The following is a 24,231-nucleotide window of genomic DNA, read 5'->3' as shown; positions in this document are numbered from 1 at the left end:
TTTCGGCTTTATTCTATTCACCATAGAACACTTCCTCTAAAAAAGGTACTCACCGGAGCGCTTAAAATCAGAGGTCACTACGAGGAGTCAGCAATGAATCGTTCAAGTAACACAATCGGCAGCGTCGAGCTCATTCTAGCCATGATGTTATCTGGCACCATTGGCTATTTTGTTATCAGTTCAGGCCAAGCGTTTTGGAATGTGGTGTTTTTCCGCTGTGCCATCGGAGCGCTTGTTTTAGGCGGCTATGCTTATTATGCGGATCTTATTCGTCGCGAATATTTTCAGCGCAGCGTGTTGTTGATGATTATTTTGGGTGGCGTCACCTTGGTAGGAAACTGGATATTTCTGTTTGCCTCCTTCAACTATATTCCGTTTTCTATCGCCACCGTAGTCTATCACATGCAACCGTTATTTTTAGTGCTAACAGGCGCGTTAATCACCAAAGAGAAACTGTCGGGTAGCCTGTTATTCTGGCTTGCCTTGGCGTTCGTCGGTTTGTTTTTGATCGTGGAATTAGACCTAAACGAGATAAGTGCACTCTTCTCAGGTGAAGCAAGCAGCGACGGTTCTTCTGCATTATTTGGCTTATTACTCGCCTTGGGCGCAGCGCTACTTTATACCGTGACCACGCTTGTTACTAAAAAAGTCAGCCAAGTACCTTCAACTTTTGTGGCCTTGGTACAGGTGATCGTTGGTATCTTTATGCTCTTGCCTTTCGCGGATTTTGGTAATTTACCATCGCAAACCAACCAATGGATCGATCTATTGATTCTTGGTGCTGTGCTAACGGGATTTATGTACATCATCATGTACGACAGCTTTCAAAAACTGCCCACCAGCCTGATTGCCTTGCTGTCGTTTATTTATCCGATCACGGCTCTGTTTGTCGATCACTTTGCCTTTTCGACCCACATTAGTCCAACGCAAATACTCGGCGTGATATTGATATTACTGGCCGTCAGCGCAGTAAAATTTAATTGGGCACTTCCACTGACACAGAAACGATAGGACGAACGACCATGGCAAAAATAACCTTAAGCGGCCATATTGAAGTACCTAGAGAAGATCTAGACGCGGTATTGACGGAGCTACCAAACCACATCGCGCTAACTCATCAAGAAGAAGGTTGCATCACCTTCACTATGACCAGAGATTCAACCAACCCACAACGCTTTGATGTGTATGAAGAATTCACCGACAAAGCCGCATTTGAAAAACATCAAACCAGGGTGAAAGCGTCTCATTGGGGTAAAGTGACGAAAAATGTTGAGCGGTTTTATACGGTTACTGAAGCGTAAATATAAAGCCAATTAACCTACCCTTTCCGTTTCCCTAATCACTCGTTCAATCACTTCTTCGATCCAAGCAACCGTTAGCCAATCTGGAGCGGAGGCCGAGCGTGAAAACGCAATTTGTACCGCGGGCAAGGCAGGCAATAAATCGCTTTCGATGATGTCTAGTGAGTCACTCACGCTGATGCTGGCGATGGCGGAGATGGCTTTTTCGGCCATCAACAGGCTTTCAATAAGGGTGAGATTGGCGGTGACGCAATACAGTTGATAATCCGTGCCTTTCTTCTGCAAACCATCGACGGCACTAGAATGAAATTTACAGCTCGATTCGTATAACGCCAATGACAAAGGATTCATCGACGTCCAATCAAAACCTTTTTTCGCCACCCAAACGCCCCTGTCTTGAAACAAAGTTAAGCCTTCGTCGCTGTCTGGAGTGCGCGTGACCAAGGCTAAATCCACTTCACCTTTGTCCATCAATTCTCTTAGTTCAGCGGATGTGCCTGTACGAATTCGAAAGCGGATATTAGGTTGCATCGTTTCCATGACAGACATAATGACGATCAATAAATTCGCCACGTAATCATTCGGACAACCCAGATTGAGCAAGACACCTTGCTGTGGGCCTTTGATAGATTGCAACGCGCTTTCTTGCAGCTGCAAGATTCGCCGTGCGTAATGCACCAGCTGTTGGCCGTCTTCGGTAAGCACTTGATCTCGACCCTGTTTACAAAACAGTTCGGTACCGACTTGCTCTTCCAGCCGCTTCATTTGCATGCTGATAGCCGATGGCGTGCGAAAGGTCTGCATAGCGGCGCGCTGGAAACTGCCGTGATCGACAATCGCTACAAGGGTTTTTAATAGTTCCGTATCCAATGCTATTTTCTCTTTTGAGGATTCATCAAAAAGCGTTATGCCAGCCGTCAATTTAATTGGCTTTTTTCTGTTTCTGTCTTATCGCAAGATCAAACCATCTATTAAGAAGGAAAGACTTATGATTCTGCACGATTTTTTACCCTCAGGAAACGGTTATAAAATCCGTTTGTTATGCGCATGTTTAGGTCTGAAAGTGACGTTAAAACAATATGACATTACCAAAGGAGAAACACACACTGAATCCTTTTTGGCGATGAACCCAAACGGTAAAATTCCGGTATTAGAATTAGATGATGGACAATGCTTGAGCGAGAGCAACGCGGTACTCTTATATCTTACAGAACAGTATAATCTTGCTGAACAACACAAATCTGCCTTGTTACCAACCGATGCCATCCTTAGAGCCAAGGTCTATAAATGGCTATTCTGGGAACAATACAGCCACGAGCCCAACATCGCTTCGCCGCGTTTTTGGCTGACTCACAACGCCATGACGGATCTAAAAAAACAAATGCTGCCAGATCGTATTCAACAAGGTCACGCGGCGTTGAAACAAATGGAAGAAACATTGGCAACACAAGCGTTTCTAGTGGGCGATTCCATGACTCTAGCTGATATTTGCTTGTTCCCTTACACCCATGTGGCAGAGGAAGGCGGCTCTTATCAGTTGTCTGAATACCCAAATATTCAACGCTGGATTAAAAAGATTGAAGCCTTGGATTGGTTTATTCCCATTACCCAAGACTAAGGTCACAACTCAAACACAAAAAGCCTCATCTACTTGAACTTCGGTTAAGACCGAATTAGCGATAAAACAGGCTTCATGGGATTGGCGATGAAGGACTTTTGATGAAGCTGGCACGACCACGCCACCTTCGAATTGCCATTCATGGGCGCGGCTGTATTTTTTGTCCGAAAAAACCTGCGAGCCACGCTTCCATTCTACAGTGGCAAAATACTCCGACATTTTTCATTTCTCCTTTTTGGTTATTTTATTAACTCGAATCAAAGAGTAATTGTTTACCACAACATTGTTCTTTGCAAAAAGTTACAATTTGTTTAAAAAATGACCAACCCATAGCTTGCGCGCTTCAATCCCAAGTGCCATTTTTAATAGAGCGCTATTGTCTAATTGATGTCGTCTATATGAAAAGGACAGTTTGAAAAAGACAGCTGTATAGCAAGGAAAGAATAACCATTTTCTGGTTTCTAAAGACTTCAAACACAGGGATAAATTCATGAAGATGCTACAGACAATAAGAGGCCGTTATACATTAATATTTGGCGGGTTGGCGTTGGTTTTCCTACTGGTCATAATTTCAACAGAAACATTAGTCAGTTACTTGCAAAATAGCATGGGCAAGTACGCCTCGGGGACGTCATTGATTCAAAATGCCGATAGAGATTTGTATCAGTCACGTCTCGCACTAGCAACCTTAGTATTCGAGCACAACTCAAAAGGTGCGAAAGAATTAGAGGAGTTGACGTTATTAAATGCTAAGCAGGCCTTGGATCGCATGCAGCAATTTCGAACACTGACGACTGACATAGGTGAAATATCCCAGCTATTGGCAAATTTCGACACTCTCTATAAAAATTGGCTTACTGGCAATCTCAATATCATCCAATCAATGAAAGATAATCCCGATGCGGCAATGATTCTTTTTATTGGTGAAAACCAAACAAATTTCATCGAGTTGCGGACGCTATACGACCATTCTGAGGAGCTGATCAGCAAATACTCTGAGCTAGAAAATCAGGCCATCAATGAATTCACTAACACCTTCAAAATGGTTGTTGGCGTCTTTGCTATTTTTGCTCTATTGCTGAGTGTCTTACTCGCATGGTTTGCCCCTCGAAATATTTCTAAAGCCATCAAGTTAGTGACTTTCGGCGTCCGACAAATTAGCTCTGGAGACGGTGATTTAACTCGCCGTATTAACAGCACCAAAGCAGATGAAACAGGAGAATTAAGTCGAGAGCTAGATGGCTTTGTCGCACGACTAGGCAGCTTGATCGGCCAGGTTCGTCATGGTTGCGAGCACATCCGCCAAGAAATGTTCAATTTAGGCGAATCTGCTTCTGAATCTGCCGATCTGAGCGAACGCCAACATCAATCTCTTGATTTTGTGGTAACGGCTGTGGAAGAAATGGGTGGCGCCACTCGAGAAGTTGCGCAAAATGCTGCCGATACCGTATCGGAAGTAGAAGCATTAAACCGCTCTGCAGATGATGGCGTGAAGCAATTAGACAGCGCAATTTCTCAGCTTGACAATCTTGCAGCACAAATCAAAGGAGCGGCAGACGTCATCAATCAACTTTCAGAACGATCCGATAAAATTGCATCGGTGTTAGATGTCATCCTTGGTATTTCCGAGCAAACCAATTTACTTGCACTAAACGCTGCAATAGAAGCCGCACGAGCTGGCGAACAAGGCCGAGGCTTTGCCGTCGTTGCCGACGAAGTGCGTGAACTGGCCAGCAAGACCCAAGCCTCTACCGAAGACATTCAGAAGATGATCAATGACTTACAGTCTGGGGTGAGCAATGCGGTAAGTTCGATTACTCAAAGTGTCGATATGGCTGGCACCAGCGTGTCTCTTTCTCGTAAAACCATGGAATCCATTGCTGTGGTGAAAACATCCGCAGGACGAATTTATGACTTTACCGCGCAAACCGCCAGTGCGACCGAAGAGCAAAGCAAGGTCACTGATGAGATAAACGAGAACCTCTCGAATCTTGCCAGCATGTCGAAAGACGTTATGGAAATATCCAAACGCATCAGCCATTCGGTTCATCAAACCTTAAGCAACTCCGACGAACTTGCCGGACAAGTGAAACGCTTCACGGTGTAATCAAACATTGGGCGTAAGTACACGAAAGGCCAACTCCTGAGAGTTGGCCTTTTTCGTTTCTCGCCCAAAGACTGTGCTAATCTTGCGCTATTCATCAGTATTTTCGGTCAAACACGTTATGAGTCTTTTGCCCAATATCCATTTTCGTAAAACCAATAACAACGCATTGTCTATTGAGACATTTGAGCTCAGTACCTTTTATCAACGCTGCCATGAATTAACCGAAAAAAACGCCAAAATAGCTTCACCTTTTGCGCCCCACCGCGTTCTTTTCTATACCTTTTTATTGATCAATGAGGGCGATATTAATCATTATATTGATGGCCAATGCGTCACATTAACCGCAGGCGATTTGCTGCTAATTCGTCCCAATCAAGTTCACCAATTCGATTTACCCAACAAACCAGTGAAAGGGCATATCCTCTTCTTTACTGACAGCGCTTGGGATTTAGTGAAGCAAAATACTCAACTGTTACATTGGGACATGCTGTTAACCTCGACTCATCACCTCAATAAAAGCGATCAGTTAGACATCGCTATGCTGCTGTCTTTACTACAGCAAGAACAAAGTAAAACCGAGCCAGACGACATCTTACAAGGGCATTTATTTACCACCTTGATTCATCTTTTAATGCGTTATTGGCCAAGTATTACAGACGCCAAAACGTCCTACAAACTAGATACCTTTGTGCGCTTTAATCAGTATCTTCTCAGCCATTTCACCCAATCACGAGATGTGGTTTATTACACGGATTTACTGGGTTGTAGCTATAAAGTACTCAACAACATTTGCAAATCTGCCACCAACTTAACCGCCAAACGAGTCATAGATAACCATGTTATCTTAGAAGCCAAACGTATGTTATTAACCAAAACACATACCACGCAGAATATTGCCAATACGCTTGGCTTCGATGAAAGCACTAATTTTGTGAAGTTCTTCAAACGACATACAGGAAAAACGCCCAAAGAGTATTTACTAAGATCTTTACTAAAAGAAAACTAAAATCAGGCAAAGATTTACCATCTTTTAGCCGATTATCACCTCCTCTAAAAAGCCCTATTCCTTATATGATGGTTTAATCATTCTTCAATAGGAAAGCAGCACCATGAAACTCAATCTATTTGTCGTCGCGTGTGCCATGAGCGCGGTACTTGCCGGTTGCGCCAGCACCGCTACCACACCTGAATTGTCCAACAAAGAAAAAGCCATCATTGTCTTGGATAATTTAGGAACAACGGATCAATCCAGCCTTAAATACATCAGCGATGAAACCTACATTCAGCACAATCAAGGAGCGGCCTCGGGTAAACAAGGTTTGCTGAACTTTTTAAAACAATTCCCGGCGACACCCAAGTCCGATCACAGCAACATCGTTCGAGCTTTTGAAGACAGAAACTATGTAGTTTTACATTCAGATTTAGCAGACGCTAACGCCGTGGTGTTTGATATTTTTCGCTTTGATAACGGCAAAATAGTAGAACATTGGGATAATTTCCAAGACAAAAGCGCTGCGAATCCAAGTGGTCATACCCAAAGTGATGGCACCACCAAAATTACAGATCTCGACAAAACCTTAGAAAATAAAATTCTCGTGAAAAACATGGTCGAAGACGTTCTGCTTCACGGCAATATTGACAATATAGGCAAATACGTTGAAGGCGAAAAATACATTCAGCATAACCCTTGGTTTGGTGATGGCGTCACCGCGCTTAAAAAAGGCTTTGCTGCCATGGTCGCACAAGGAACAACCGTTCGCTATGACAAAATTCATGCTGTACTTGGCGAGGGTAACTTTGTTTTAGTCGTGAGCGGTGGTGATTTTAATGGCACGCCAACCTCTTTCTACGACCTATTCCGCGTCGATAAAGGCCACGTGGTTGAACATTGGGACATTCTGCAAAGCATTCCACCGAAAGAGCAACGCATGAATGACAATGGACAATTTAACTTTCCATCATCTGCCATGATGCTTAATTAACCTTTCAACTTAGATCAAGGTCTCGCGGCATTTCTAACAAAACACCGCAAGACCTTTTCTGGCTATCTAAATGGCGTGGTATGGGATAAAGAAGTTAAAAACTCTTCGTCTGTCAGACTATTTAAAAAGGCAATCATTTGACGTTTTTCATCAGCCGTTAAGACAAATTTATGGATTTTCTCGGATACCAAGGGAGAAGCGTCTCCCCGTAATGCGGCACGTCCACCAGCAGCGTAATGATCCAACACCTCTTCTAATGTAACGATAGAGCCATCGTGCATATAAGGTGCGGTTTTCGCAATATTGCGTAGAGTTGGCGTTCTAAATCGTCCTCTATCTGACTCTTGCCCAGTGTGTTCGTACAATCCCTGATTACCTTCTGGGTACGCACCCTGTCCGTCTAGGTTATAGAGCCCTGTATTATGAAAGACTGGCGATTGTTGCGTGGCGTCGGAAAAATGCACACCTGAATGGCAACCAGAACAACCCAGTCTATTGCTAAAAAACAACGCCTCTCCACGTTTTGCATCATCACTAATGGCGTTGTCATTACGATTGTATTTGTACTCATCATAAGATGATTGATAGCTTATTAAAGTACGTTCAAAAGAGGCTAACGCTTTAGTGATCGTAGCAAAGCTAATTGGCTCCTTTTGATTTGGAAAGGCTTTATGAAATAAGTTGGGATAAATAGGGTCTCGCTGCAAAAACAAGATCACCTTATCTTCTTGATCTTTGGTACCCATTTCAATCGGATGATCGCCAAACATAGGCACCTTTGCTTGCTCTTCTAAACGCACTTCCTTAGGGTTCGCCCACGTCAGTGTTTTCATATAGGCCACATTCACAATCGCCATGGCATTCCGACTATGAAACTGTCCGGTAACGCCAACAGAAACCGGCCTTTGCTCTGAAAAAGCGCGCTCTGGCATATGACAGGTCGAACAAGACATGTAACCAGGGCCAGACAAATTAGCATCGTAAAAAAGTCGCTGACCCAATTCGACTTTTTCAGTAGTCATTGGATTATCCGCAGGAACGGTAGGAGCAGGCATCCATTCAGGCAATGCCCAAATATAATCGTCTGCATAAAGCCAAGGAGTACAAACTAGCAATAACAAACCCAAAGCAAGATGCTCAACGTGGAATAAGAAATAACCACATCTAACCTTCACCAAATCTCCTCAGGATGTTTATTTCAAATATAAAGTCGTTTCGATAGCAAACGTCCAAGGCTGTATAAACTCAAAGCCACAGGAACATTCAATAACAACACGACTAAACAATCCATCGTCACCGCCAAAACAAAAGCAAATACGGCATCAAGATATATATAGGCAAGCATTTCCTAATATTATTAAAAGGACAAAAAGAGTTTTTATCTGCATTTACCCACCCGCCTTATTTACACAGATTAAAGATTAGTCACTAATTTTTGAAAACTCACGGTCTAAATCGAATTTTTTGGATGTAACATGGCGTTCCATCTCCGTGACTCGTCTCGTTGCATCGTCGAGTTTTTCTTTAGCACGACGTAATCTCGAATTCGCACTATCAGCGTACTTAAACATCTTCTTTGGACGGTAGCTTTGTTGATGCTCATCGTATTCGTATTCATAGCCCTCTCCATTTGGGCGAACATCCAAGAACCACCAAAGTGCGATATAAGCAATCACCACAAAACTGCCAAGGAATAAAAAGCCGCCAAAGGTGAAAAGGCGAACGACCCATGCATCAACATCAAAATGGTCGGCTAAGCCCGCACACACGCCCCCTAAATAACCTTTCTTCTTATTACGATATAGGTTCAAATCCCACCCATGAGATTTTTTGGCTTTGATACTTTCTTTTATTTTATCCTTCATCATTTTATTCCTCTTAACTGGCTAATAATCATCTACGACCCGACTACCCAAAGATCATCGGTACTCATCATTATTTCGACTCCGCCAATCTGGGCTTTCCACGTCTAAAATTTTTTCTAATGCTTGTACGCGGTCGGTCAATTTATCAGCCTGCATTAATAGAGACTCTAACTCCCGCTTATCGCCTTCATCCAATCCCTTTACGGCACGGTTCTTACTTCGGTAATGCAATAACAACCAAATAGGTGCCACTACCGACATAAAAATGATGGTGGGAACAAACAAAAATACAGCCATACTCATAGCGCAATTCCTTTTTTATTAACGGATAAAGATTCAGCTTAGTTGGTCTTAGTCATTTTCTCTTTCAAGCGCGCCAACTCATCATTGATATCATCATCTTCCGCTAAGGCATCAATTTGTGATTTCAGATCGGCTTTTGGTTGCATACCGATATCCATTGATTCGAGCTGACCTTCTAAGCTGTCAACACGACGCTCAAAGCGTTCAAATTTCTCAAAAGCATCATCTAACGCTTCTTTATGATTCTGGCGTTTTACGCGCATACGGCTTTCTACGCTGGATTGACGTAACAACATGGCTTTTTGTTTGGCTTTAGCATCATTCAATTTTATTTGTAACTGCCCTACTTCTTCATTCAAATGCTCAAGGTGTTCATCCAAAGCAGACAATTCTTGCTCAATCGCATCTGCATCTTTTTCTATCTGCTGCTTTTCTGACAACGCGGCTCTAGCTAGGTCTTCACGTCCTTTATTGATTGCCAGCATGGCTTTGCTTTCCCACTCTGCTACTTCGCTGCGCATACGCTCCAAACGGCGTCCTGTGGTTTTGCGATCAGCAATCACACGGGCAGAACTAGAACGCACTTCGACTAATGTTTCTTCCATCTCTTGAATCATCATTCGAATCATTTTTTTAGGATCTTCGGCTTTATCCAGCAATGAAGTTAAATTGCTGTTAATAATGTCCGTCATTCTTGAAAAAATACCCATGGTCTTATCTCCTGTTTCACATACTATTAATGAATTTCTTATCTTGCTATTACAGCATTCATGCCAAAATCGATAACCTTATGATTATCATGAATTTATTGTTTTTAGAGTGTGATTAACTAAATTTTTAATGGTTTAAAAAACCATTTTTTAGTATTTTTAACCACATCAATTTAGCGAATTAAACCAAATACATTAGGAGCAATCGATAATCTTATGAAGAATAACCAAAGAGTCATTGGTAGCTCTCAAGCATTAGCTGATGCACTTGATCATGCCTCGATTCTGGCGGAGATTAATCGACCCATCTTGATCTGTGGTGAGCGAGGCAGCGGTAAAGAGCTCATTGCAGAGCGATTGCATTATTTATCACCGCGCTGGGACCAGCCTTTTATTAGCATCAACTGCGCCGCCATTAGCGACAGCTTGATGGAAAGTGAATTATTTGGTCATGAAGCAGGGGCTTTTACTGGCGCCACCAAAGGATATCAAGGTCGATTCGAACGCGCAGACGGCGGTACCTTATTCCTTGACGAACTTGGCACCATGTCATTAAGAGTACAAGAAAAACTGTTACGACTAATTGAATATGGTGAATTCGAACGCCTTGGCAGCGCCAAAACCCAACGAGTTGACGTTCGAATTGTCGCGGCAACGAACGCCGATTTGCTGGCCCTGAGCGAACAAGGCGAATTTCGTGCAGACCTACTCGACCGCCTTACGTTTGATGTCATTCAAGTCCCTCCATTACGAGATAGAAAAGAAGACATAGAAGAATTGGCCAATTTCTTTGCTGTGAAACTGAGCATTGAACTGGGCTGGGAATATTTCCAAGGATTTAGCTCCGAAGCGCTAAGGTCATTACAAAATTATGATTGGCCAGGCAACATTCGAGAGCTTAAAAACGCTATTGAACGCTCGGTTTATCGCTGCGGCTTCCATGCCGATCCCGTTGAAAAAATCATAATCAATCCTTTTACTCGTGCAAATGAAGAAGCAAGCGACAGCCTCATCAATAAACGAGTCGCACAAACAAAAACCTTAGAATCAAAACCATCTATCTTTTCCCCTGATTCATCTTTGAGCTTAAAAGAGCAGACCTTTCAACTGCATCAACACTTAATTCAGCAAGCTCTTCATAAAAATCAACACAACCAGCGACTCGCCGCTCAATCTCTGGGGCTCACTTACGACCAATTTAGAGGTCAACTCAAAAAACTAAAGTAACTTCTTAGTTAGTTGAGCAAATCCTCTTATTAGTTCAGACCTTATTCCACTGCATTCAATTCACACATGTGAAGATGAAAATTCACCAGCCAACAAACCTTGTTGAGATAAACGCCCTTCCGTATAGTCTGTGCTTACTCACATAAGCGCCGTTTTGATGCTATTTTTCAACAGTAACAAGAAGCATTATCTATATTCCAAACACATAATGTTATATTATAACAAAACAACATCACGGAACCTGACTCGTCTTGATTAATGCAACACCTTCAACCTCACCAAACGATAAGCGACAAGACGACACTTTTTACTCGTTTTTTTCCAGTTGCCAGCCCGCCAGAATGCAGCTGAAGGACGTCGCTTGGTCGCCCTATAAGAACAAGAAATTGCTCAGACCAATTAGCGTCACTATTCATCCGGGTGAATTTCTCGCCATTGTTGGGCCAAACGGTTCAGGAAAAACCAGCTTATTACGCTGTCTTTATCGCACCAATAAACCGACCAACGGCACTGTCTTACTGGATGATAAAGACATCTGGTCGCTATCACCACGCCAATGTGCGCAACGTATCGCCACAGTTTTACAAGACACAGGCGGCGAGTTTGGCCTAAGCGTTTTTGAAATGGTGGAAATCGGCCTAACGCCAAAATCCCTTGTCTGGGGGCGCTCGGAAGAAGACTCTCACATAGTCGAAAATGCTTTAGCCTTGCTGGATGTAGCGCATTTGGCTGAACGATCTTTTGACTCTTTGTCTGGCGGCGAACGCCAACGGGTGATGATAGCCCGAGCTTTGGCGCAACGTCCTGACGTATTGATTCTGGACGAACCAACCAATCATCTCGACATTCGCCACCAGCTCGATGTACTTGCCTTGCTATCGAAATTGCCTTGTACGCTCATCGTGTCATTGCACGATTTGGCGCTTGCTTCTGCGTATGCCGACCGAGTTCTAGTGATGCAGGAAGGCGAAATGCAGGCCTGCGCACCACCCAATGATGTCTTTACCAAGCAGCGCATAAAACAAGTATTTGATGTGGAAACCATCATTGATGATCATCCCATCACACAACGACCAAGATTCTCTTTTTATATCAATGATTAATAGGAAAGATTCATGACAGCGAACGCCAAGACAACCATTAAACACACATCATTACTTATCAGCAGCGCATTGCTCGGACTTTTGCACACAGGTTTAGCCAATGCCTCTGGTTATCCTGTAACAGTACAAAGTTGCGACCGTCAGGTGACGTTTGATCAAGCTCCCAAAGCGGCGGTATCAAACGACGTAAACCTAACCGAGATGATGTTGGCCCTTGGTCTTCAAGATCACATGGCAGGATTCACGGGCGTTTCTGGCTGGAAAACCCTTGATCCAACGCTGCGCAATGGCATTGGCGAGTTAAAAGAATTGTCACCAAAGTATCCGAGCAAAGAAGTGCTGCTCGGCGCCGATGCGGACTTCTATTTTGCTGGCTGGAACTACGGCATGCGTGTCGGCGGTGGCGTTACGCCAGACACCTTGGCACCGCTTGGCATCAAGGTTTACGAACTAACCGAAAGCTGCATTCACATCATGGACAAGCCGAAAGTCTCCATGGATGATCTTTATGTGGATTTACTCAATCTAGGCCGTATCTTTGGCAAAGAAGAGCAAGCCCAATCCTTAGTAAAAGGTTATCAGCAAGACCTAGCCAACTTCCAAGCAAACCTAACGCCATTAAAAACAGCACCAAAAGTCTTCGTTTATGATTCAGGCGAAGAGCAACCTTTTACATCGGGTCGATTCGGCATGCCAACGGCGTTAATTGAAGCCGCAGGCGGCAAAAACATCGTCGATGACGTGCAAAAAAGCTGGACTCAAATTGGCTGGGAAGCCGTTATTGACCGAGCACCTGAGTTTATTATTATCGTTAACTATGGCGACGTTACCGCAGAACAGAAAATCAATTTCTTGCGCAGCAACCCAGCCTTCGAAAATATTCCAGCAGTGAAAAACAACCATTTCGTGGTATTAGAATACGTCGAGGCCACGCCAGGGCCACGAAATATCAAAGCGATTAAACGCTTAGCCGAGGCTTTTAGAACGGCGTTATGAAACCTACCAATAAAAAGCTAACCATCATGGGACGTGTTCCCTTGCCCGCTTTGTTAATCATGCTGAGCATCTTACTGCTGTTATTAATGGGCGTGGCGATTGGTGTGGGTTCTGTGTCAATCAGCCAATCCACCGTATGGAGCGTGATCGGCCATAAACTGTCGATCACCAACACCCTGCCTAACTGGTCGATGGGACGCGAAAACATCATCTGGGCGGTGCGCTTACCTCGCACTCTGCTTGCTGCCCTGGTCGGCTCGGCCTTAGCAATTGTGGGCGCGGCATTGCAATCCGTCACTCGTAACCCTTTGGCCGATCCGCATTTATTAGGCGTGTCTTCTGGTGCGGCGTTAGGCGCGATTATCGCCTTGCTCCACACTGGCATGATTCTAGGCGTGGTTACGGTTCCCGTGTTTGCCTTTATCGGCGCTTTATTGGCAATGTTTCTAGTTTTGGCGGTAGCGAACTTTTCCTCGGCACACAGTGCGGGACGATTAATTCTCGCAGGCGTCGCTGTCGCCTTTGTGCTGACAGCCTTGGGGAACCTATTCATTTTCATGGGCGATCACCGCTCCTCTCATACGGTGATTTTCTGGATGCTCGGCGGCTTGGGGCTTGCTCAATGGGGACAACTTTGGTTCCCGCTGGTGACTCTCTTACTCGGTTCTGGCTATCTGATTTACAACGCACGTTATTTAAACGCTATGACGCTAGGTGATGAAAGCGCCAGCACCTTGGGCGTTCCTGTAGAACGATTCCGTCTAATTGTAATTGTTGTCTGCGCGCTACTGACTGGCGCAGCGGTGGCTTTTTCTGGTGTCATCGGCTTTGTCGGCTTAATGGTGCCGCATATTGTGCGTTTGTTAGTGGGTGGCGATTACCGCAAAGTCTTGCCTTTATCGGCGCTATTCGGTGCCTTGTTTCTCGTCGCGGCAGACATTGCTTCCAGAATCATCATGCCACCCGAAGACATGCCAATAGGTATCCTCACCGGCCTTGTCGGCGGCATCGCCTTTGTCTTGCTGATGCGACAAAAGCGTAACGTCTCGTTGTAAGCTACTTTTTGTGGATTGCTTTTTGTAGATGGCTTTGTCCATTTAGCGACGATAGTTGTCAATGACAGCTCAGACAGACAAAAAACTTCTCTTTAGCATAAGGATTCAATTTCTAATGCTAAAGAGAAAACATCATGCTAACCCAGCCTTCTATAAAATATCGCCCTGCTCAAATTATCGATTTTTCTTCCAGAACTTGGCCGTCAAAGCAGTTAAAGGCTCCGCCTCGTTGGTGCTCAACGGACTTACGTGACGGCAATCAAGCGCTTGCTAATCCGATGGATCATGTTAAGAAAATGGCTTTCTTTAAGCATCTTATTGAATGCGGTTTTAAAGAAGTTGAAGTCGCCTTTCCCGCCGCATCACAAACGGATTTTGATTTTGTTCGCTTGCTTATTGAAGGTGACCACATTCCTGATGATGTGACAATTCAAGTGATGACGCAGTCTCGCGCGGATTTAATTGAACGTACAATACAGTCTCTCGTTGGCGCTAAAAAAGCCATAGTGCATATTTACAACGCTACAGCGACCGTATTTCGTGAAGTCGTCTTTTGCCAAGACAAAACAGCAACCCTTGAATTAGCTGTGCAAGGCATTAAACACATTCGCCAATTGTGTGAACAATATCCAGAGACGGAATGGACGCTTCAATATTCGCCAGAAACCTTTTGCTTTACCGAAGCAGACTTTGCCTTAGAAGTATGTGAAGCAGCGGCACAAACATGGCAGCCGAGTCTAGAGCGTCCGATGATTTTGAATTTGCCAACGACAGTGGAAGTGAACACCCCAAATGTGTTTGCCGATCAAATTGAATATTTCATGACGTCTTTTTCTTCACTAGAGCACATTACCATCAGCGTACATCCTCACAACGACAGAGGGACAGGCGTTGCAACAGCAGAGATGGCAATACTCGCTGGCGCAGAAAGAGTCGAAGGCTGCTTATTTGGCAATGGGGAACGAACTGGCAATGTGGATCTCGTCACCTTAGCAATGAATCTTTATAGCCAAGGCGTTCATCCTAATTTAGATTTTTCAGATATGCGCCGCACAGTGGAGTTGGTCGAAGAATGCAATGAACTTCCTGTTCATCCTCGGCATCCTTATGCTGGCTCATTGGCTTTTACAGCGTTTTCTGGCTCACACCAAGATGCGATCAAAAAAGGCTTTGCCGCACAAAAATTGACCTCGTCGACGGTTTGGCAAATCCCTTATTTGCCATTAGACCCAAAAGATATTGGCTGCTCTTATGAAGAAGTCATTCGCGTAAACAGCCAGTCAGGGAAAAGCGGGGCCGCTTGGTTATTACAAGAAAATCACGGACTGTTTTTACCACGAAAATTACAAATAGACTTTAGCAAGAGAGTCAAAAATCATACGGATCAAACAGGACACGAGATGCCACTAGCCGAAGTTTGGCGTTTATTCAGAGAATCCTACAGGTTGAACCCAGATAACAAAGGCCAAATGACATTAATGACTTATCGCAGCCATAACTCAAACGGATTACAGGAAATTCGTGCTACATTACGCTATCAGGAAAAAACATGGCAACTGGTTGGCGAAGGCAAAGGATTATTGTCAGCCATGCTTGATGCATTAAGAAAGCGTTTTAACTGGCAGATAAACATCAGTGACTTTCATGAACACACATTAGGACAACAGACGAAAAGCAAAGCGGTGAGCTATGTTCAAATTGAGTCCGATCAGCTTCCAGCAAGTTTTGGCGTTGCCATTGATGAAGATTCGACCAAGGCCTCGCTACAAGCACTAATCAACGCGTGCCATCCTTTGTGCAAAGAAGCTTAGCGAGACGGTAACTTTCATTACGTCTATTGAGATTGCAGTAAATAGTCAGTCGGTGATACGCCGACTCGACTTTTAAACATCGCACTAAAAGCACTAGGACTATCGTAACCAATCAGAATCGCGGTATCTAAAACGCTTTTTCCACTAGCGAGATATTCCAAAGCCAATAATAAACGCTTCCTACGCAGCCATTCTGCAAATGTTAGCGACATTTCTTGCTGGAACTTTCGAGTAACAGAACGCTCGCTTATGCCCAAAATATGAGCACCATCGGCATTTGTCCAATCATGAGCAATGCGTTGACTGACATGATCACACAAAGAAACCAAAGCATCAGAGCTCGGCAATGGCACATAGAAAGACACGCTCGATAATCGACGTAATTCGTCCAAAATCAATTCAATAATTCGCTCATCACGGCCGCCCGAAACAATTTCTTCAGGAAGCTCTAACGCTTCAATAATAAGCGCTTTCAATAACATGGATACGTCAATGACAGAGCAATCATGGGGCAAATCGGCCCGAGCAAGAGGGTCAATAAACAGCGTTCTAACTTTTACCAGTCCTGTCATATGGAGACTGTGTTCAATTCCTGCAGGAATCCACATTCCCCGATTTGGAGGAATCACCCAACTACCAAAACGAGTCTCCACACGTATCACACCACTTAGTGTGTGAATCAGCTGCGCGCAGTTATGAGCATGATAAGGCTCAAATTTACCGTGCTCATAATCTTGTGCATAAGTCACAACACTATTTGGTAAATGATTGTTTTGAAACAACACGCCGCTCTCCTAGAAACCCATCGATCATTCAATTGAGTTTACCTATCAATAAGGAGATCTCAACACACTATACGAGCAAACTTAAAAACCCACAAAACAACACTTGCTTTATTGAAATTTAATACCCAAAATACTGGTTATACATACAGTATTTTGGGTGTTTTTATGTCTGCTTTTTTTACCAACAACAGCGATCAAAAAGGCGAAAAATCTCCTTTCAACAATCCGATCAAGGGGCGCGGCACAGCCAATAATATGGCAGGACGCTTTGCTATCACGCTGGTTGAAGTGGATGAAAACGACGAAGCCATCGCCTTGTTAGAAACCTCTTCACCTAAGACTGAGGTTCGTCATGAACGCGCCAAAAGCATTATTAGTCGCAATTCGTCTCCTGATATTCCTTTTCGCATGTCGGTGAATCCTTATAAAGGCTGCGAGCATGGCTGTGTATATTGCTTTGCTCGCCCTACTCATGCGTATTTAGATTTGTCACCAGGGTTGGATTTTGAGACCAAGCTGGTTGCCAAAACCAATGCGACATTTTTATTTGAAGAAGAACTGGCGCACCCAAATTATCGCTGTGAACCCATTGCATTAGGGATCAATACCGACGCTTATCAGCCGATTGAGAAACAGCTGAAAATCACTCGCCAATTATTGGCAATCGCCTTGGCCCATCACCAGCCGATTTCACTGATTACCAAAAGTACACTGATACTCAGAGATATAGATTTGCTGACGCAAATGGCAGAGAAAAAACTGATTCATGTGGCGATCAGCGTGACGACACTGAATAACGATTTAAAGCGTATTTTGGAACCCAGAACGGCGTCTGGAAAGACACGTTTGCAGGTGATTAAAACCTTACGCGAAGCGGGGATTCCTGTTTCGGTTCTAGTCGCGCCGGTGATTCCTTTTATCAACGATAACGAGCTAGAGGAAATCATCGCTGCATGCGCGGAAGTTGGCGCGCAATCCATCAATTACATCATGTTGCGCTTGCCCCATGAGGTTGCGCCTTTGTTTGCGGATTGGCTCCACCAGCATTACCCAGACAGAGCAGAACACGTTTTGCAGCGCATTATGGATATGCGAGGTGGCAAGCTCTACAACAGTCAATTTGGCAAACGCATGACTGGCGAAGGAATCTTTGCGGATTTGATTAACCAACGCTTTCACGTAGCGCGACGCAAATATGGATTGGATGACAACCGCCTAAGCTATCTCGATTGCCGTCATTTTGCTGTTCCGTCAAAAGAAGGCGATCAGATGGTGTTGTTTTAGTTGCTTAGATAACGTAACTCCCTCTGCTATTTATGTTATCAAAGGGAGTATCACCTAAGCCTATTTTAATTTGAGGGCTCAAATAGAAAGTACACTAAAGCACTGAAAACACAAATTACTCCTGTTATCGAGACCGAAAACCAACCATAGCTAGCAAACAACCATCCACCAAGGGCTGAACCGATGGCCCCAAAGCAAAAGAAAGTCGTCATATATAATCCATTTAGGCGACCTCGAACCTCAGGAGCCAATGCAAAAATCACTCGCTGTCCAAGTACTAAATTAGCAGATACTGCGAAGTCCAGTACAATTCCTGCGACAACAAATATGGCTAATGAAAGACTCGAACCAAGTGGGGCAATAAAAGTAATCGCAAAAGCTATTATTGCCAAAATCATTGCAGCCCCAGTCGCGAGTTTAATCCATCCTCGATCTGCAATTCGGCCAGCAATAGGAGCTGCAACAGCCCCTGCAACACCAGCCAAGGCGAATAGAGCTATCCCTTTTTGGCTCAAGCCAAACTCTGGTCCAGCTAATAACAATGGTGTTGTTGTCCAAAACAAACTAAATACCCCAAACATACAACCATGATAAAGCGCTCTACGACGTAGCATTGGTGTATTTTTCACAAGCTCCACCATAGACTTCAACATCTGGGAGTATTTTAACTGAGCTTTAACAGGCCTTGCCGGTAAAACAAAACTCAGCACAATTGCCAACACAACCATTAAAATGCATGACATAAAAAATACAGCTCGCCAACTCTCGAAATACGTTATAAGGCTAGATACAGGTCTAGCCAACATAATTCCCAACATCAGCCCGCTCATAACATTACCAACAACACGCCCACGTATCGCTTCAGGGGATAAATGTGCAGCATAAGGAACTAAAATTTGTACTGTCACTGACCCTAAACCTACTAAAAAAGACGCGACCAAGAACGGACCAACAGAACCAGATAAGCCAGATACCAGCAAGCCGACAGCTCCAATACCTAAAATAGATATTGCCAAACGTTTATTTTCAAATAGATCTCCTAAAGGAACGACTAGAAGCAAACCAAGTCCGTAGCCAAGCTGGGTAAGAGTTACAATCAAACCAGCTGCATGCTCAGAAAGCTCCAATTGAGAGCTAATTGGGCCTATTAGCGGCTGCGTATAATAAATATTGGCTGCAATCAAGCCACACGCACATGCTAATAACAGAGTAAGCCAGCTTGTAATTGTAGGTGCCTGCTCACTGGCTAGTGAGTTTGTTTCTATAGATTTATTCATATTGGATCAATCCATTTCCTAAATAATTAAAAATATACGCAGAGCTGACATCAGCCCTGCGTACCAGTAGCCTTAATCGAGTATTTTCATCGCAGTATTTATCACCGCCATCATAGCTTCACGTTCCTGCCCTATTTTTCCAAGGACACGCATCCCCTGAACCAACGCCAACATGAGTTTGGCTGTTACCTCTGGATCAATCGTCTGAACTATTGAACCGTCAACCTGACCTTCCTGGATAATTCTCACAAGACGACTTTCGTTACCATTGAGTGCTGCTGTCACCTTAGATGCAATCGATTCATCAGTACATGATAATTCAACAGCACTAAGGACAACTAAACACCCATACTTTCCTTCAGAAGCATGAGATGATTCTGCATAAAAGACCAAGAGACTTCGAAGTTTCTCTCGGCCAGAAGAATTACTTCCAATAATTTCCGAGATTCTTTGTCCCCGAAGCATCATGTAACGATCCAAAGCTGCAGAAAACAAAGCATGCTTACTAAAGAACGCTTTGTATATACTACCAGCCGACAGTTGTAAGGCCTTTGAAAGATCTGAAATTGATACGCCGTTGTAACCATGCTCTCTGAAATACAGTATTGCACGATCTAAAGCCGTATCAATATCAAATTCTCTTGGGCGACCACGCTCGCCAACTTTGCTGCGGTATTTCATAGTAGAATCAATCATATCTAACATATTAGGATATGAGTTCATCCAAATCAAGAATGATCGATTCAATTTTGCAGCGCATTATGGATATGCGCGGCGGCAAGCTCTACAACAGCCAATTTGGCAAACGCATGACTGGCGAAGGCATCTTCGCGGATTTAATCAATCAACGCTTTCACGTAGCGCGACGCAAATATGGATCGGATGACAACCGATTAAGCTATCTCGATTGTCGTCATTTTGCTGTTCCGCCAAAAGAAGGCGATCAGATGGCGTTGTTTTAGCTCTTTGAATCATTGATCAAACAAAACCCCCTAAGAAACAAAGCTCTTAGGGGGTTTAAAAGGGTGTCGCTTAACTTGAGTAAAGTTTAAAGCTTATTGTTAAATTGGCCGACAGCATCAACAACTTGTCTTGCACCAACCTGAATGTCATTCATCACCTGACCCGCTTCAGTTGAAAGGTCTAACGCTTTATGAGCTTTTTCCATGCTTTACTCTATAAGCGAGACGGCTTTTTCCGTGAGATTTTTATTTTCTCCCACAACCTTGATGATTTCTTCAGTGGCCGAACTGGTTCTTGAAGCAAGTTGCCTCACCTCATCAGCCACCACAGCGAAGCCTCGGCCTTGCTCGCCTGCTCGTGCCGCTTCTATGGCAGCGTTCAGAGCAAGCAAATTCGTTTGGTCTGCAATACCGCGGATACTTTCTACCAAATCAGCCACTTTCAATGACTGAGTATTCAACTCAGTAATGCCTTTGCTCGCATCCCCCATTTGCTCTGAAAGTTCGCCCATTGTCTGAATCGTAGACTCGATGACTTTTTTACCTTTAACAGCGTCCGCATCACTTTTCTTAGAAATATCATAGGCGATTTCAGAGGTTTCAGAAATCGCAAACTCCCTCTCCATCTGCTCAGTAATCACAGTTGCTAGCTTGATGACCTTGTATAATTTACCACTGTCATCATGAACAGGGTTGTAAGACGCTTCCAACCACACTGTATTTCCATGGCTGTCGAAACGCTTAAATCGCTCAGACACAAACTTACCAGATCGAAGCTGCTGCCAAAAATCTTGATACTTTTGAGTCTCAACTTCTTGCGCATCACAAAACATTTTGTGATGTTTACCAAGAATCTGACTTTTTGAATACCCCATACTTTTAAGGAAGTTGTCGTTAGCATTTAAGATGATGCCATCTAAACTAAATTCAATCACTGCAGAAGATCGGTTTAATGCCAAAAGCATATCTTCAACTTCTTTCGAATGCGAAATCGTTTTCGTTAATTCAACCGCATAAACTTCTAATACAACAGAGTCCTCCGCAATCTTTTTCGGCTGAATCGTCGCTCGATACCAAACCTCTTTGCCATTTCTATCTTCAATCTGCAAAGCGCCATGCCAATGTTTCTTATTACTAATTGCCGACAACATCTTTTGGCAATGCTCTTTTTCTAAAGACTTTCCAAGTATCAAGTCATTAATATTTTTGCCTGTTAACTCTGCTTTTTCATACCCACAGGACTTTATAAAAAGCGCATTTGCATCGACTATTTTTCCATCTGGAGACATAGAGAAATACAACATTTCTTGTCGAAGATCTGCTTGGGTTTCTTGAAAGGAAGCTAGCTCTTTTTCTAACTCTGTTAGTCTGATTAATAATTTTTTCTTACCAAATAGCATTTGCTTCTTCCTTAAATATCATTATTCAATTTGTATTAAAGAGTAGCGGATGTTTTCCACAAGCACGATAATATTTTTGTAGCATAATGAAATAATTAGGCTAATTTGAGTTAAAACATTATGTTAATCAGCCAATTCAGTTTATAAACAAGGTTCCGATTCCCCCTTGTTTGGAACCTATTTGCATGCCTAGTGATGACTTTATCGATCTGCTCAAACTGCTTATTCGCGCGCCCAGTGTGGTTGGCGCAGAGCATTCATTTTTCCGCGTGTTACAACGCGAACTGGAAGAGCGAGGGGCAAAAGTCACTTGGTACGAAGGTTTGTTGGTTGCCCAAGGCAGCGATCCGTTTAGCACCATGTTTTCGGCACATATAGATCGTCACGGTTTAGTGTGTACTGGTCCGAATGAATTCCAATACGCGGCGTTTGTTTCGGCAAACCGCACCGATTTATTGAACAACTCGGTTTCTGAAGAATTGATGACTAAGGTAACAGAACGCTTCAACCACGAAGAAATCTACGCCTACGAGCCTTGGTCTGGCGTTTATCGTGGCAAAGGCACGATTAAAAGCTCTTACGTTTGTGAGTTTCGTAACAACTTGATTTTCGAAACCGAAGGCTTAGAAGGCGTGGTGGCCGGCACGCCAATCGCCTTTAAAGACCAATTGCACATTGTCGACAACCGCTTAGAAGGTCAGCTTGACAATGTGATTTCAGCCGCGGCTTTAGTGCATCTTTTTGATCATGGTTTTAAAGGCACGGCCTTTTTTACTGCCCAAGAAGAAGCAGGGAAAAGTTGGCGCTATTTGTTGGAGTGGTTCCGCCGCTTTGGTGGCTCAACCAACCGTTTATTCGTAGTGGATACCAGCCCATTCCCGAATGTGGATTCTGCAAATGAGCAGTTACTTGTGCTTAGGGAAAAAGACGCCAACGCCACATTTAACAAAGACAGCACACAACTTCTTGAAGAACTGTGCGTGAAAAACAATATTAGCTATTTGTATAAAAACCGTTATGTGGAAAACGAAAACGCGAAACGTGCTGAACAAGGTTTGCCACCAAGCTCGCTAGGTAGTACTGAACTTGGCCGCATTATCGCCGCATCAAATGGCTTGGTAGATGGCACGACTATTCAAATCCCAACCATCGGCTATCACACCATGCACGAATCCGCTGCGGTGGAATCCGTGGATGCGTTTCTTAATATGTTAAAAGTCGTGTCGAATATTTAGATTCACCAGATTCTATTTATTACTATCTGAAGCAACACATAAAAAATCCCGTTTCGATATATAAATTCGAAACGGGATTGTTTTACGCTTGAGGCCCATTAATTCGACGACAAAGCCAACTCTTTTCGAATGATGTCTGCACCCGCTGTTAAGGCATTTAGCTTGCCTCTTGCCACGGCACGAGGAAGCGGTGCCATACCACAGTTAGTACAAGGATAGAGCTTGTCTGCATCGACAAACTGCAGTGCTTTTCGCAGAGTATTAGCCACTTCTTCTGGTGTCTCAATAGCATGGTTCGCCACGTCGATTGCGCCGACCATGACTTTTTTACCGCGAATAAGTTCGAGCAATTCCATTGGTACGTGAGAGTTATGGCATTCGAGTGAAATGATATCAATATTGGATTTTTGCAGCTTAGGAAAGGCTTCTTCATATTGTCGCCATTCAGACCCAAGCGTCTTTTTCCAATCGGTATTGGCTTTGATGCCGTAGCCGTAACAAATATGCACAGCGGTTTCGCATTTAAGGCCTTCAATGGCTCTTTCTAATGTTGCGATGCCCCAATCATTAACATCATCAAAAAAGACGTTAAATGCCGGCTCATCAAATTGGATGATATCCACACCAGCCGCTTCTAACTCTTTGGCTTCTTGGTTGAGAATTTTGGCAAATTCCCACGCGAGCTTTTCACGGCTTTTATAATGGTCATCATAAAGCGTATCAATCATGGTCATTGGACCTGGCAACGCCCATTTAATCGGTTGCTTGGTTTGCTGACGTAAAAACTTAGCATCCTCAACAAACACTGGCTTGATACGGCTAACAGGACCCACGACAGTAGGAACACTGGCATCATAGCGATCACGAATTCTTACTGTCTGACGGTTCTCAAAATCAACGCCGCTGAGGTGCTCAATAAAGGTAGTAACGAAGTGTTGGCGCGTTTGCTCACCATCACTAACAATATCAATGCCCGCTTGCTGTTGCTCTTGTAGCGAGATGCGCAGCGCATCCTGTTTGCCGTCAACTAATTGATCGCCTTCCAATTTCCAAGGAGACCAAAGGGTTTCTGGCTCTGCAAGCCATGTGGGTTTAGGCAAGCTTCCTGCCGTTGATGTTGGTAGTAGTGTTTTTTCAGTGCCTATTTTTTCAAAAGCTGTTTTCATAATAAAAGATGCCGTCTATTAAATGTAATGTTGGAAAATAACCA

Annotated in this window: 26 protein-coding genes; 14 read left to right on the top strand and 12 right to left on the bottom strand. The window is 43.8% G+C overall.

Translation table 11 applies throughout. The features are described 5' to 3' along the window. The first annotated feature begins 93 nt into the window (after positions 1–93). Together ACO05V_RS04730 and ACO05V_RS04725 are read left to right on the top strand one after the other, a co-directional pair. Positions 94–1,011 (top strand): DMT family transporter, encoded by a 918-nt coding sequence (locus tag ACO05V_RS04730; protein WP_421848021.1) that lies wholly within the window; start codon positions 94–96, stop codon positions 1,009–1,011. Positions 1,012–1,022: 11 nt separating this feature from the next. Beyond that, on the top strand, positions 1,023–1,301 hold the full coding sequence (locus ACO05V_RS04725; protein WP_421848019.1) for a putative quinol monooxygenase: 279 nt from the start codon (positions 1,023–1,025) through the stop codon (positions 1,299–1,301). A 12-nt stretch (positions 1,302–1,313) separates the two neighbouring features. Here the strand turns inward: ACO05V_RS04725 and ACO05V_RS04720 are convergent, their stop codons facing one another. Next, on the bottom strand, positions 1,314–2,171 hold the full coding sequence (locus tag ACO05V_RS04720; RefSeq protein WP_421848017.1) for a LysR family transcriptional regulator: 858 nt from the start codon (positions 2,169–2,171) through the stop codon (positions 1,314–1,316). A 118-nt stretch (positions 2,172–2,289) separates the two neighbouring features. On the opposite strand from ACO05V_RS04720, the gene ACO05V_RS04715 reads away from it, so the two are divergent. Beyond that, on the top strand, positions 2,290–2,919 hold the full coding sequence (locus ACO05V_RS04715; RefSeq protein ID WP_421848015.1) for a glutathione S-transferase family protein: 630 nt from the start codon (positions 2,290–2,292) through the stop codon (positions 2,917–2,919). 9 nt (positions 2,920–2,928) lie between these two features. On the opposite strand, the gene ACO05V_RS04710 is transcribed toward ACO05V_RS04715, so the two are convergent. Then, complete coding sequence (locus tag ACO05V_RS04710; protein ID WP_421848013.1) at positions 2,929–3,138, bottom strand: hypothetical protein; 210 nt, start codon at positions 3,136–3,138, stop codon at positions 2,929–2,931. Between the two features lie 271 nt (positions 3,139–3,409). Here ACO05V_RS04710 and ACO05V_RS04705 point away from each other — a divergent pair, with 271 nt between their 5' ends. The 3 genes from ACO05V_RS04705 (at position 3,410) to ACO05V_RS04695 (ending at position 7,008) form a co-directional block, all read left to right on the top strand. Then, entirely contained in the window at positions 3,410–5,026 is a 1,617-nt protein-coding gene (locus tag ACO05V_RS04705) for a methyl-accepting chemotaxis protein (RefSeq protein ID WP_421848011.1), read from the top strand. A 118-nt stretch (positions 5,027–5,144) separates the two neighbouring features. Beyond that, positions 5,145–6,032 carry a helix-turn-helix domain-containing protein gene (locus ACO05V_RS04700; RefSeq protein ID WP_421848009.1) on the top strand — a complete coding sequence of 296 codons (888 nt, stop codon included), beginning with the start codon at positions 5,145–5,147 and terminating at the stop codon, positions 6,030–6,032. 103 nt (positions 6,033–6,135) lie between these two features. Beyond that, positions 6,136–7,008, top strand: coding sequence for a hypothetical protein (locus ACO05V_RS04695; RefSeq protein WP_421848007.1), 873 nt, complete (start codon positions 6,136–6,138; stop codon positions 7,006–7,008). 62 nt (positions 7,009–7,070) lie between these two features. Here ACO05V_RS04695 and ACO05V_RS04690 read toward each other — a convergent pair whose 3' ends face one another. The 5 genes from ACO05V_RS04690 to pspA form a co-directional block, all read right to left on the bottom strand. Continuing rightward, complete coding sequence (locus ACO05V_RS04690) at positions 7,071–8,183, bottom strand: MbnH family di-heme enzyme (protein ID WP_421848005.1); 1,113 nt, start codon at positions 8,181–8,183, stop codon at positions 7,071–7,073. Between the two features lie 23 nt (positions 8,184–8,206). Beyond that, positions 8,207–8,353, bottom strand: a complete 147-nt coding sequence (locus tag ACO05V_RS04685; protein ID WP_421848003.1) for a hypothetical protein — start codon at positions 8,351–8,353, stop codon at positions 8,207–8,209. A gap of 76 nt (positions 8,354–8,429) precedes the next feature. Further along, positions 8,430–8,876, bottom strand: coding sequence for an envelope stress response membrane protein PspC (gene pspC / locus ACO05V_RS04680; RefSeq protein WP_421848001.1), 447 nt, complete (start codon positions 8,874–8,876; stop codon positions 8,430–8,432). 51 nt (positions 8,877–8,927) lie between these two features. After that, complete coding sequence (gene pspB / locus ACO05V_RS04675; RefSeq protein WP_421847999.1) at positions 8,928–9,176, bottom strand: envelope stress response membrane protein PspB; 249 nt, start codon at positions 9,174–9,176, stop codon at positions 8,928–8,930. Positions 9,177–9,214: 38 nt separating this feature from the next. Beyond that, positions 9,215–9,886 (bottom strand): phage shock protein PspA, encoded by a 672-nt coding sequence (gene pspA / locus ACO05V_RS04670; RefSeq protein ID WP_421847997.1) that lies wholly within the window; start codon positions 9,884–9,886, stop codon positions 9,215–9,217. Positions 9,887–10,102: 216 nt separating this feature from the next. Between pspA and pspF the strand changes: the two genes are divergently transcribed. The 5 genes from pspF to leuA all read left to right on the top strand — a co-directional run bounded on the left by pspF (position 10,103) and on the right by leuA (position 16,078). Continuing rightward, positions 10,103–11,113, top strand: coding sequence for a phage shock protein operon transcriptional activator (gene pspF / locus ACO05V_RS04665; RefSeq protein WP_421847995.1), 1,011 nt, complete (start codon positions 10,103–10,105; stop codon positions 11,111–11,113). 386 nt (positions 11,114–11,499) lie between these two features. Further along, positions 11,500–12,216: an ABC transporter ATP-binding protein gene (locus tag ACO05V_RS04660; RefSeq protein WP_421847993.1), complete on the top strand. Its 717-nt coding sequence runs from the start codon at positions 11,500–11,502 to the stop codon at positions 12,214–12,216. A 12-nt stretch (positions 12,217–12,228) separates the two neighbouring features. Beyond that, the gene (locus tag ACO05V_RS04655; RefSeq protein WP_421847991.1) at positions 12,229–13,212 is read left to right on the top strand and encodes an ABC transporter substrate-binding protein; all 984 of its coding nucleotides are present in this window, start codon (positions 12,229–12,231) and stop codon (positions 13,210–13,212) included. Continuing rightward, positions 13,209–14,267, top strand: a complete 1,059-nt coding sequence (locus ACO05V_RS04650; protein ID WP_421847989.1) for a FecCD family ABC transporter permease — start codon at positions 13,209–13,211, stop codon at positions 14,265–14,267. Before ACO05V_RS04655 ends, ACO05V_RS04650 begins: the two co-directional genes overlap by 4 nt. Positions 14,268–14,401: 134 nt before the next feature. Continuing rightward, the gene (gene leuA / locus ACO05V_RS04645; protein ID WP_421847987.1) at positions 14,402–16,078 is read left to right on the top strand and encodes a 2-isopropylmalate synthase; all 1,677 of its coding nucleotides are present in this window, start codon (positions 14,402–14,404) and stop codon (positions 16,076–16,078) included. Positions 16,079–16,101: 23 nt separating this feature from the next. Here the strand turns inward: leuA and ACO05V_RS04640 are convergent, their stop codons facing one another. Further along, positions 16,102–16,863 carry an AraC family transcriptional regulator gene (locus ACO05V_RS04640; RefSeq protein WP_421847985.1) on the bottom strand — a complete coding sequence of 254 codons (762 nt, stop codon included), beginning with the start codon at positions 16,861–16,863 and terminating at the stop codon, positions 16,102–16,104. Positions 16,864–17,028: 165 nt separating this feature from the next. Here ACO05V_RS04640 and ACO05V_RS04635 point away from each other — a divergent pair, with 165 nt between their 5' ends. Continuing rightward, positions 17,029–18,147, top strand: coding sequence for a PA0069 family radical SAM protein (locus ACO05V_RS04635; protein ID WP_421847983.1), 1,119 nt, complete (start codon positions 17,029–17,031; stop codon positions 18,145–18,147). A 65-nt stretch (positions 18,148–18,212) separates the two neighbouring features. Here ACO05V_RS04635 and ACO05V_RS04630 read toward each other — a convergent pair whose 3' ends face one another. Together ACO05V_RS04630 and ACO05V_RS04625 are read right to left on the bottom strand one after the other, a co-directional pair. Then, complete coding sequence (locus tag ACO05V_RS04630; RefSeq protein WP_421847981.1) at positions 18,213–19,424, bottom strand: MFS transporter; 1,212 nt, start codon at positions 19,422–19,424, stop codon at positions 18,213–18,215. Between the two features lie 72 nt (positions 19,425–19,496). Further along, positions 19,497–20,120, bottom strand: a complete 624-nt coding sequence (locus tag ACO05V_RS04625; protein WP_421847979.1) for a TetR/AcrR family transcriptional regulator — start codon at positions 20,118–20,120, stop codon at positions 19,497–19,499. Between the two features lie 17 nt (positions 20,121–20,137). On the opposite strand from ACO05V_RS04625, the gene ACO05V_RS04620 reads away from it, so the two are divergent. Next, positions 20,138–20,386, top strand: coding sequence for a hypothetical protein (locus ACO05V_RS04620; RefSeq protein ID WP_421847977.1), 249 nt, complete (start codon positions 20,138–20,140; stop codon positions 20,384–20,386). Between the two features lie 209 nt (positions 20,387–20,595). Here the strand turns inward: ACO05V_RS04620 and ACO05V_RS04615 are convergent, their stop codons facing one another. Beyond that, entirely contained in the window at positions 20,596–21,675 is a 1,080-nt protein-coding gene (locus ACO05V_RS04615) for a methyl-accepting chemotaxis protein (RefSeq protein ID WP_421856873.1), read from the bottom strand. A 296-nt stretch (positions 21,676–21,971) separates the two neighbouring features. On the opposite strand from ACO05V_RS04615, the gene ACO05V_RS04610 reads away from it, so the two are divergent. After that, complete coding sequence (locus ACO05V_RS04610) at positions 21,972–23,021, top strand: peptidase M42 (RefSeq protein WP_421847975.1); 1,050 nt, start codon at positions 21,972–21,974, stop codon at positions 23,019–23,021. A gap of 98 nt (positions 23,022–23,119) precedes the next feature. Here the strand turns inward: ACO05V_RS04610 and ACO05V_RS04605 are convergent, their stop codons facing one another. After that, positions 23,120–24,187 carry a methionine synthase gene (locus ACO05V_RS04605; protein ID WP_421847973.1) on the bottom strand — a complete coding sequence of 356 codons (1,068 nt, stop codon included), beginning with the start codon at positions 24,185–24,187 and terminating at the stop codon, positions 23,120–23,122. Positions 24,188–24,231 lie beyond the last annotated feature (44 nt).

This window comes from Marinomonas sp. (genome assembly GCF_965225885.1).
Lineage (GTDB): Bacteria > Pseudomonadota > Gammaproteobacteria > Pseudomonadales > Marinomonadaceae > Marinomonas.
The sequence above is the reverse complement of the archived record's forward strand: the minus strand, read 5'-3'. Positions and strand labels throughout refer to the sequence as shown.

Coding starts and splice junctions, on each gene's coding strand:
- ACO05V_RS04730 (WP_421848021.1), top strand. CDS start 94: ATGAATCGTTCAAGTAACACAATCGGCAGCGTCGAGCTCATTCTAGCC.
- ACO05V_RS04725 (WP_421848019.1), top strand. CDS start 1,023: ATGGCAAAAATAACCTTAAGCGGCCATATTGAAGTACCTAGAGAAGAT.
- ACO05V_RS04715 (WP_421848015.1), top strand. CDS start 2,290: ATGATTCTGCACGATTTTTTACCCTCAGGAAACGGTTATAAAATCCGT.
- ACO05V_RS04710 (WP_421848013.1), bottom strand. CDS start 3,138: ATGTCGGAGTATTTTGCCACTGTAGAATGGAAGCGTGGCTCGCAGGTT.
- ACO05V_RS04705 (WP_421848011.1), top strand. CDS start 3,410: ATGAAGATGCTACAGACAATAAGAGGCCGTTATACATTAATATTTGGC.
- ACO05V_RS04700 (WP_421848009.1), top strand. CDS start 5,145: ATGAGTCTTTTGCCCAATATCCATTTTCGTAAAACCAATAACAACGCA.
- ACO05V_RS04695 (WP_421848007.1), top strand. CDS start 6,136: ATGAAACTCAATCTATTTGTCGTCGCGTGTGCCATGAGCGCGGTACTT.
- ACO05V_RS04685 (WP_421848003.1), bottom strand. CDS start 8,353: ATGCTTGCCTATATATATCTTGATGCCGTATTTGCTTTTGTTTTGGCG.
- pspC (WP_421848001.1), bottom strand. CDS start 8,876: ATGATGAAGGATAAAATAAAAGAAAGTATCAAAGCCAAAAAATCTCAT.
- pspB (WP_421847999.1), bottom strand. CDS start 9,176: ATGAGTATGGCTGTATTTTTGTTTGTTCCCACCATCATTTTTATGTCG.
- pspA (WP_421847997.1), bottom strand. CDS start 9,886: ATGGGTATTTTTTCAAGAATGACGGACATTATTAACAGCAATTTAACT.
- pspF (WP_421847995.1), top strand. CDS start 10,103: ATGAAGAATAACCAAAGAGTCATTGGTAGCTCTCAAGCATTAGCTGAT.
- ACO05V_RS04655 (WP_421847991.1), top strand. CDS start 12,229: ATGACAGCGAACGCCAAGACAACCATTAAACACACATCATTACTTATC.
- ACO05V_RS04650 (WP_421847989.1), top strand. CDS start 13,209: ATGAAACCTACCAATAAAAAGCTAACCATCATGGGACGTGTTCCCTTG.
- leuA (WP_421847987.1), top strand. CDS start 14,402: ATGCTAACCCAGCCTTCTATAAAATATCGCCCTGCTCAAATTATCGAT.
- ACO05V_RS04635 (WP_421847983.1), top strand. CDS start 17,029: ATGTCTGCTTTTTTTACCAACAACAGCGATCAAAAAGGCGAAAAATCT.
- ACO05V_RS04630 (WP_421847981.1), bottom strand. CDS start 19,424: ATGAATAAATCTATAGAAACAAACTCACTAGCCAGTGAGCAGGCACCT.
- ACO05V_RS04625 (WP_421847979.1), bottom strand. CDS start 20,120: ATGATTGATTCTACTATGAAATACCGCAGCAAAGTTGGCGAGCGTGGT.
- ACO05V_RS04620 (WP_421847977.1), top strand. CDS start 20,138: ATGAGTTCATCCAAATCAAGAATGATCGATTCAATTTTGCAGCGCATT.
- ACO05V_RS04615 (WP_421856873.1), bottom strand. CDS start 21,675: ATGTCTCCAGATGGAAAAATAGTCGATGCAAATGCGCTTTTTATAAAG.
- ACO05V_RS04610 (WP_421847975.1), top strand. CDS start 21,972: ATGCCTAGTGATGACTTTATCGATCTGCTCAAACTGCTTATTCGCGCG.
- ACO05V_RS04605 (WP_421847973.1), bottom strand. CDS start 24,187: ATGAAAACAGCTTTTGAAAAAATAGGCACTGAAAAAACACTACTACCA.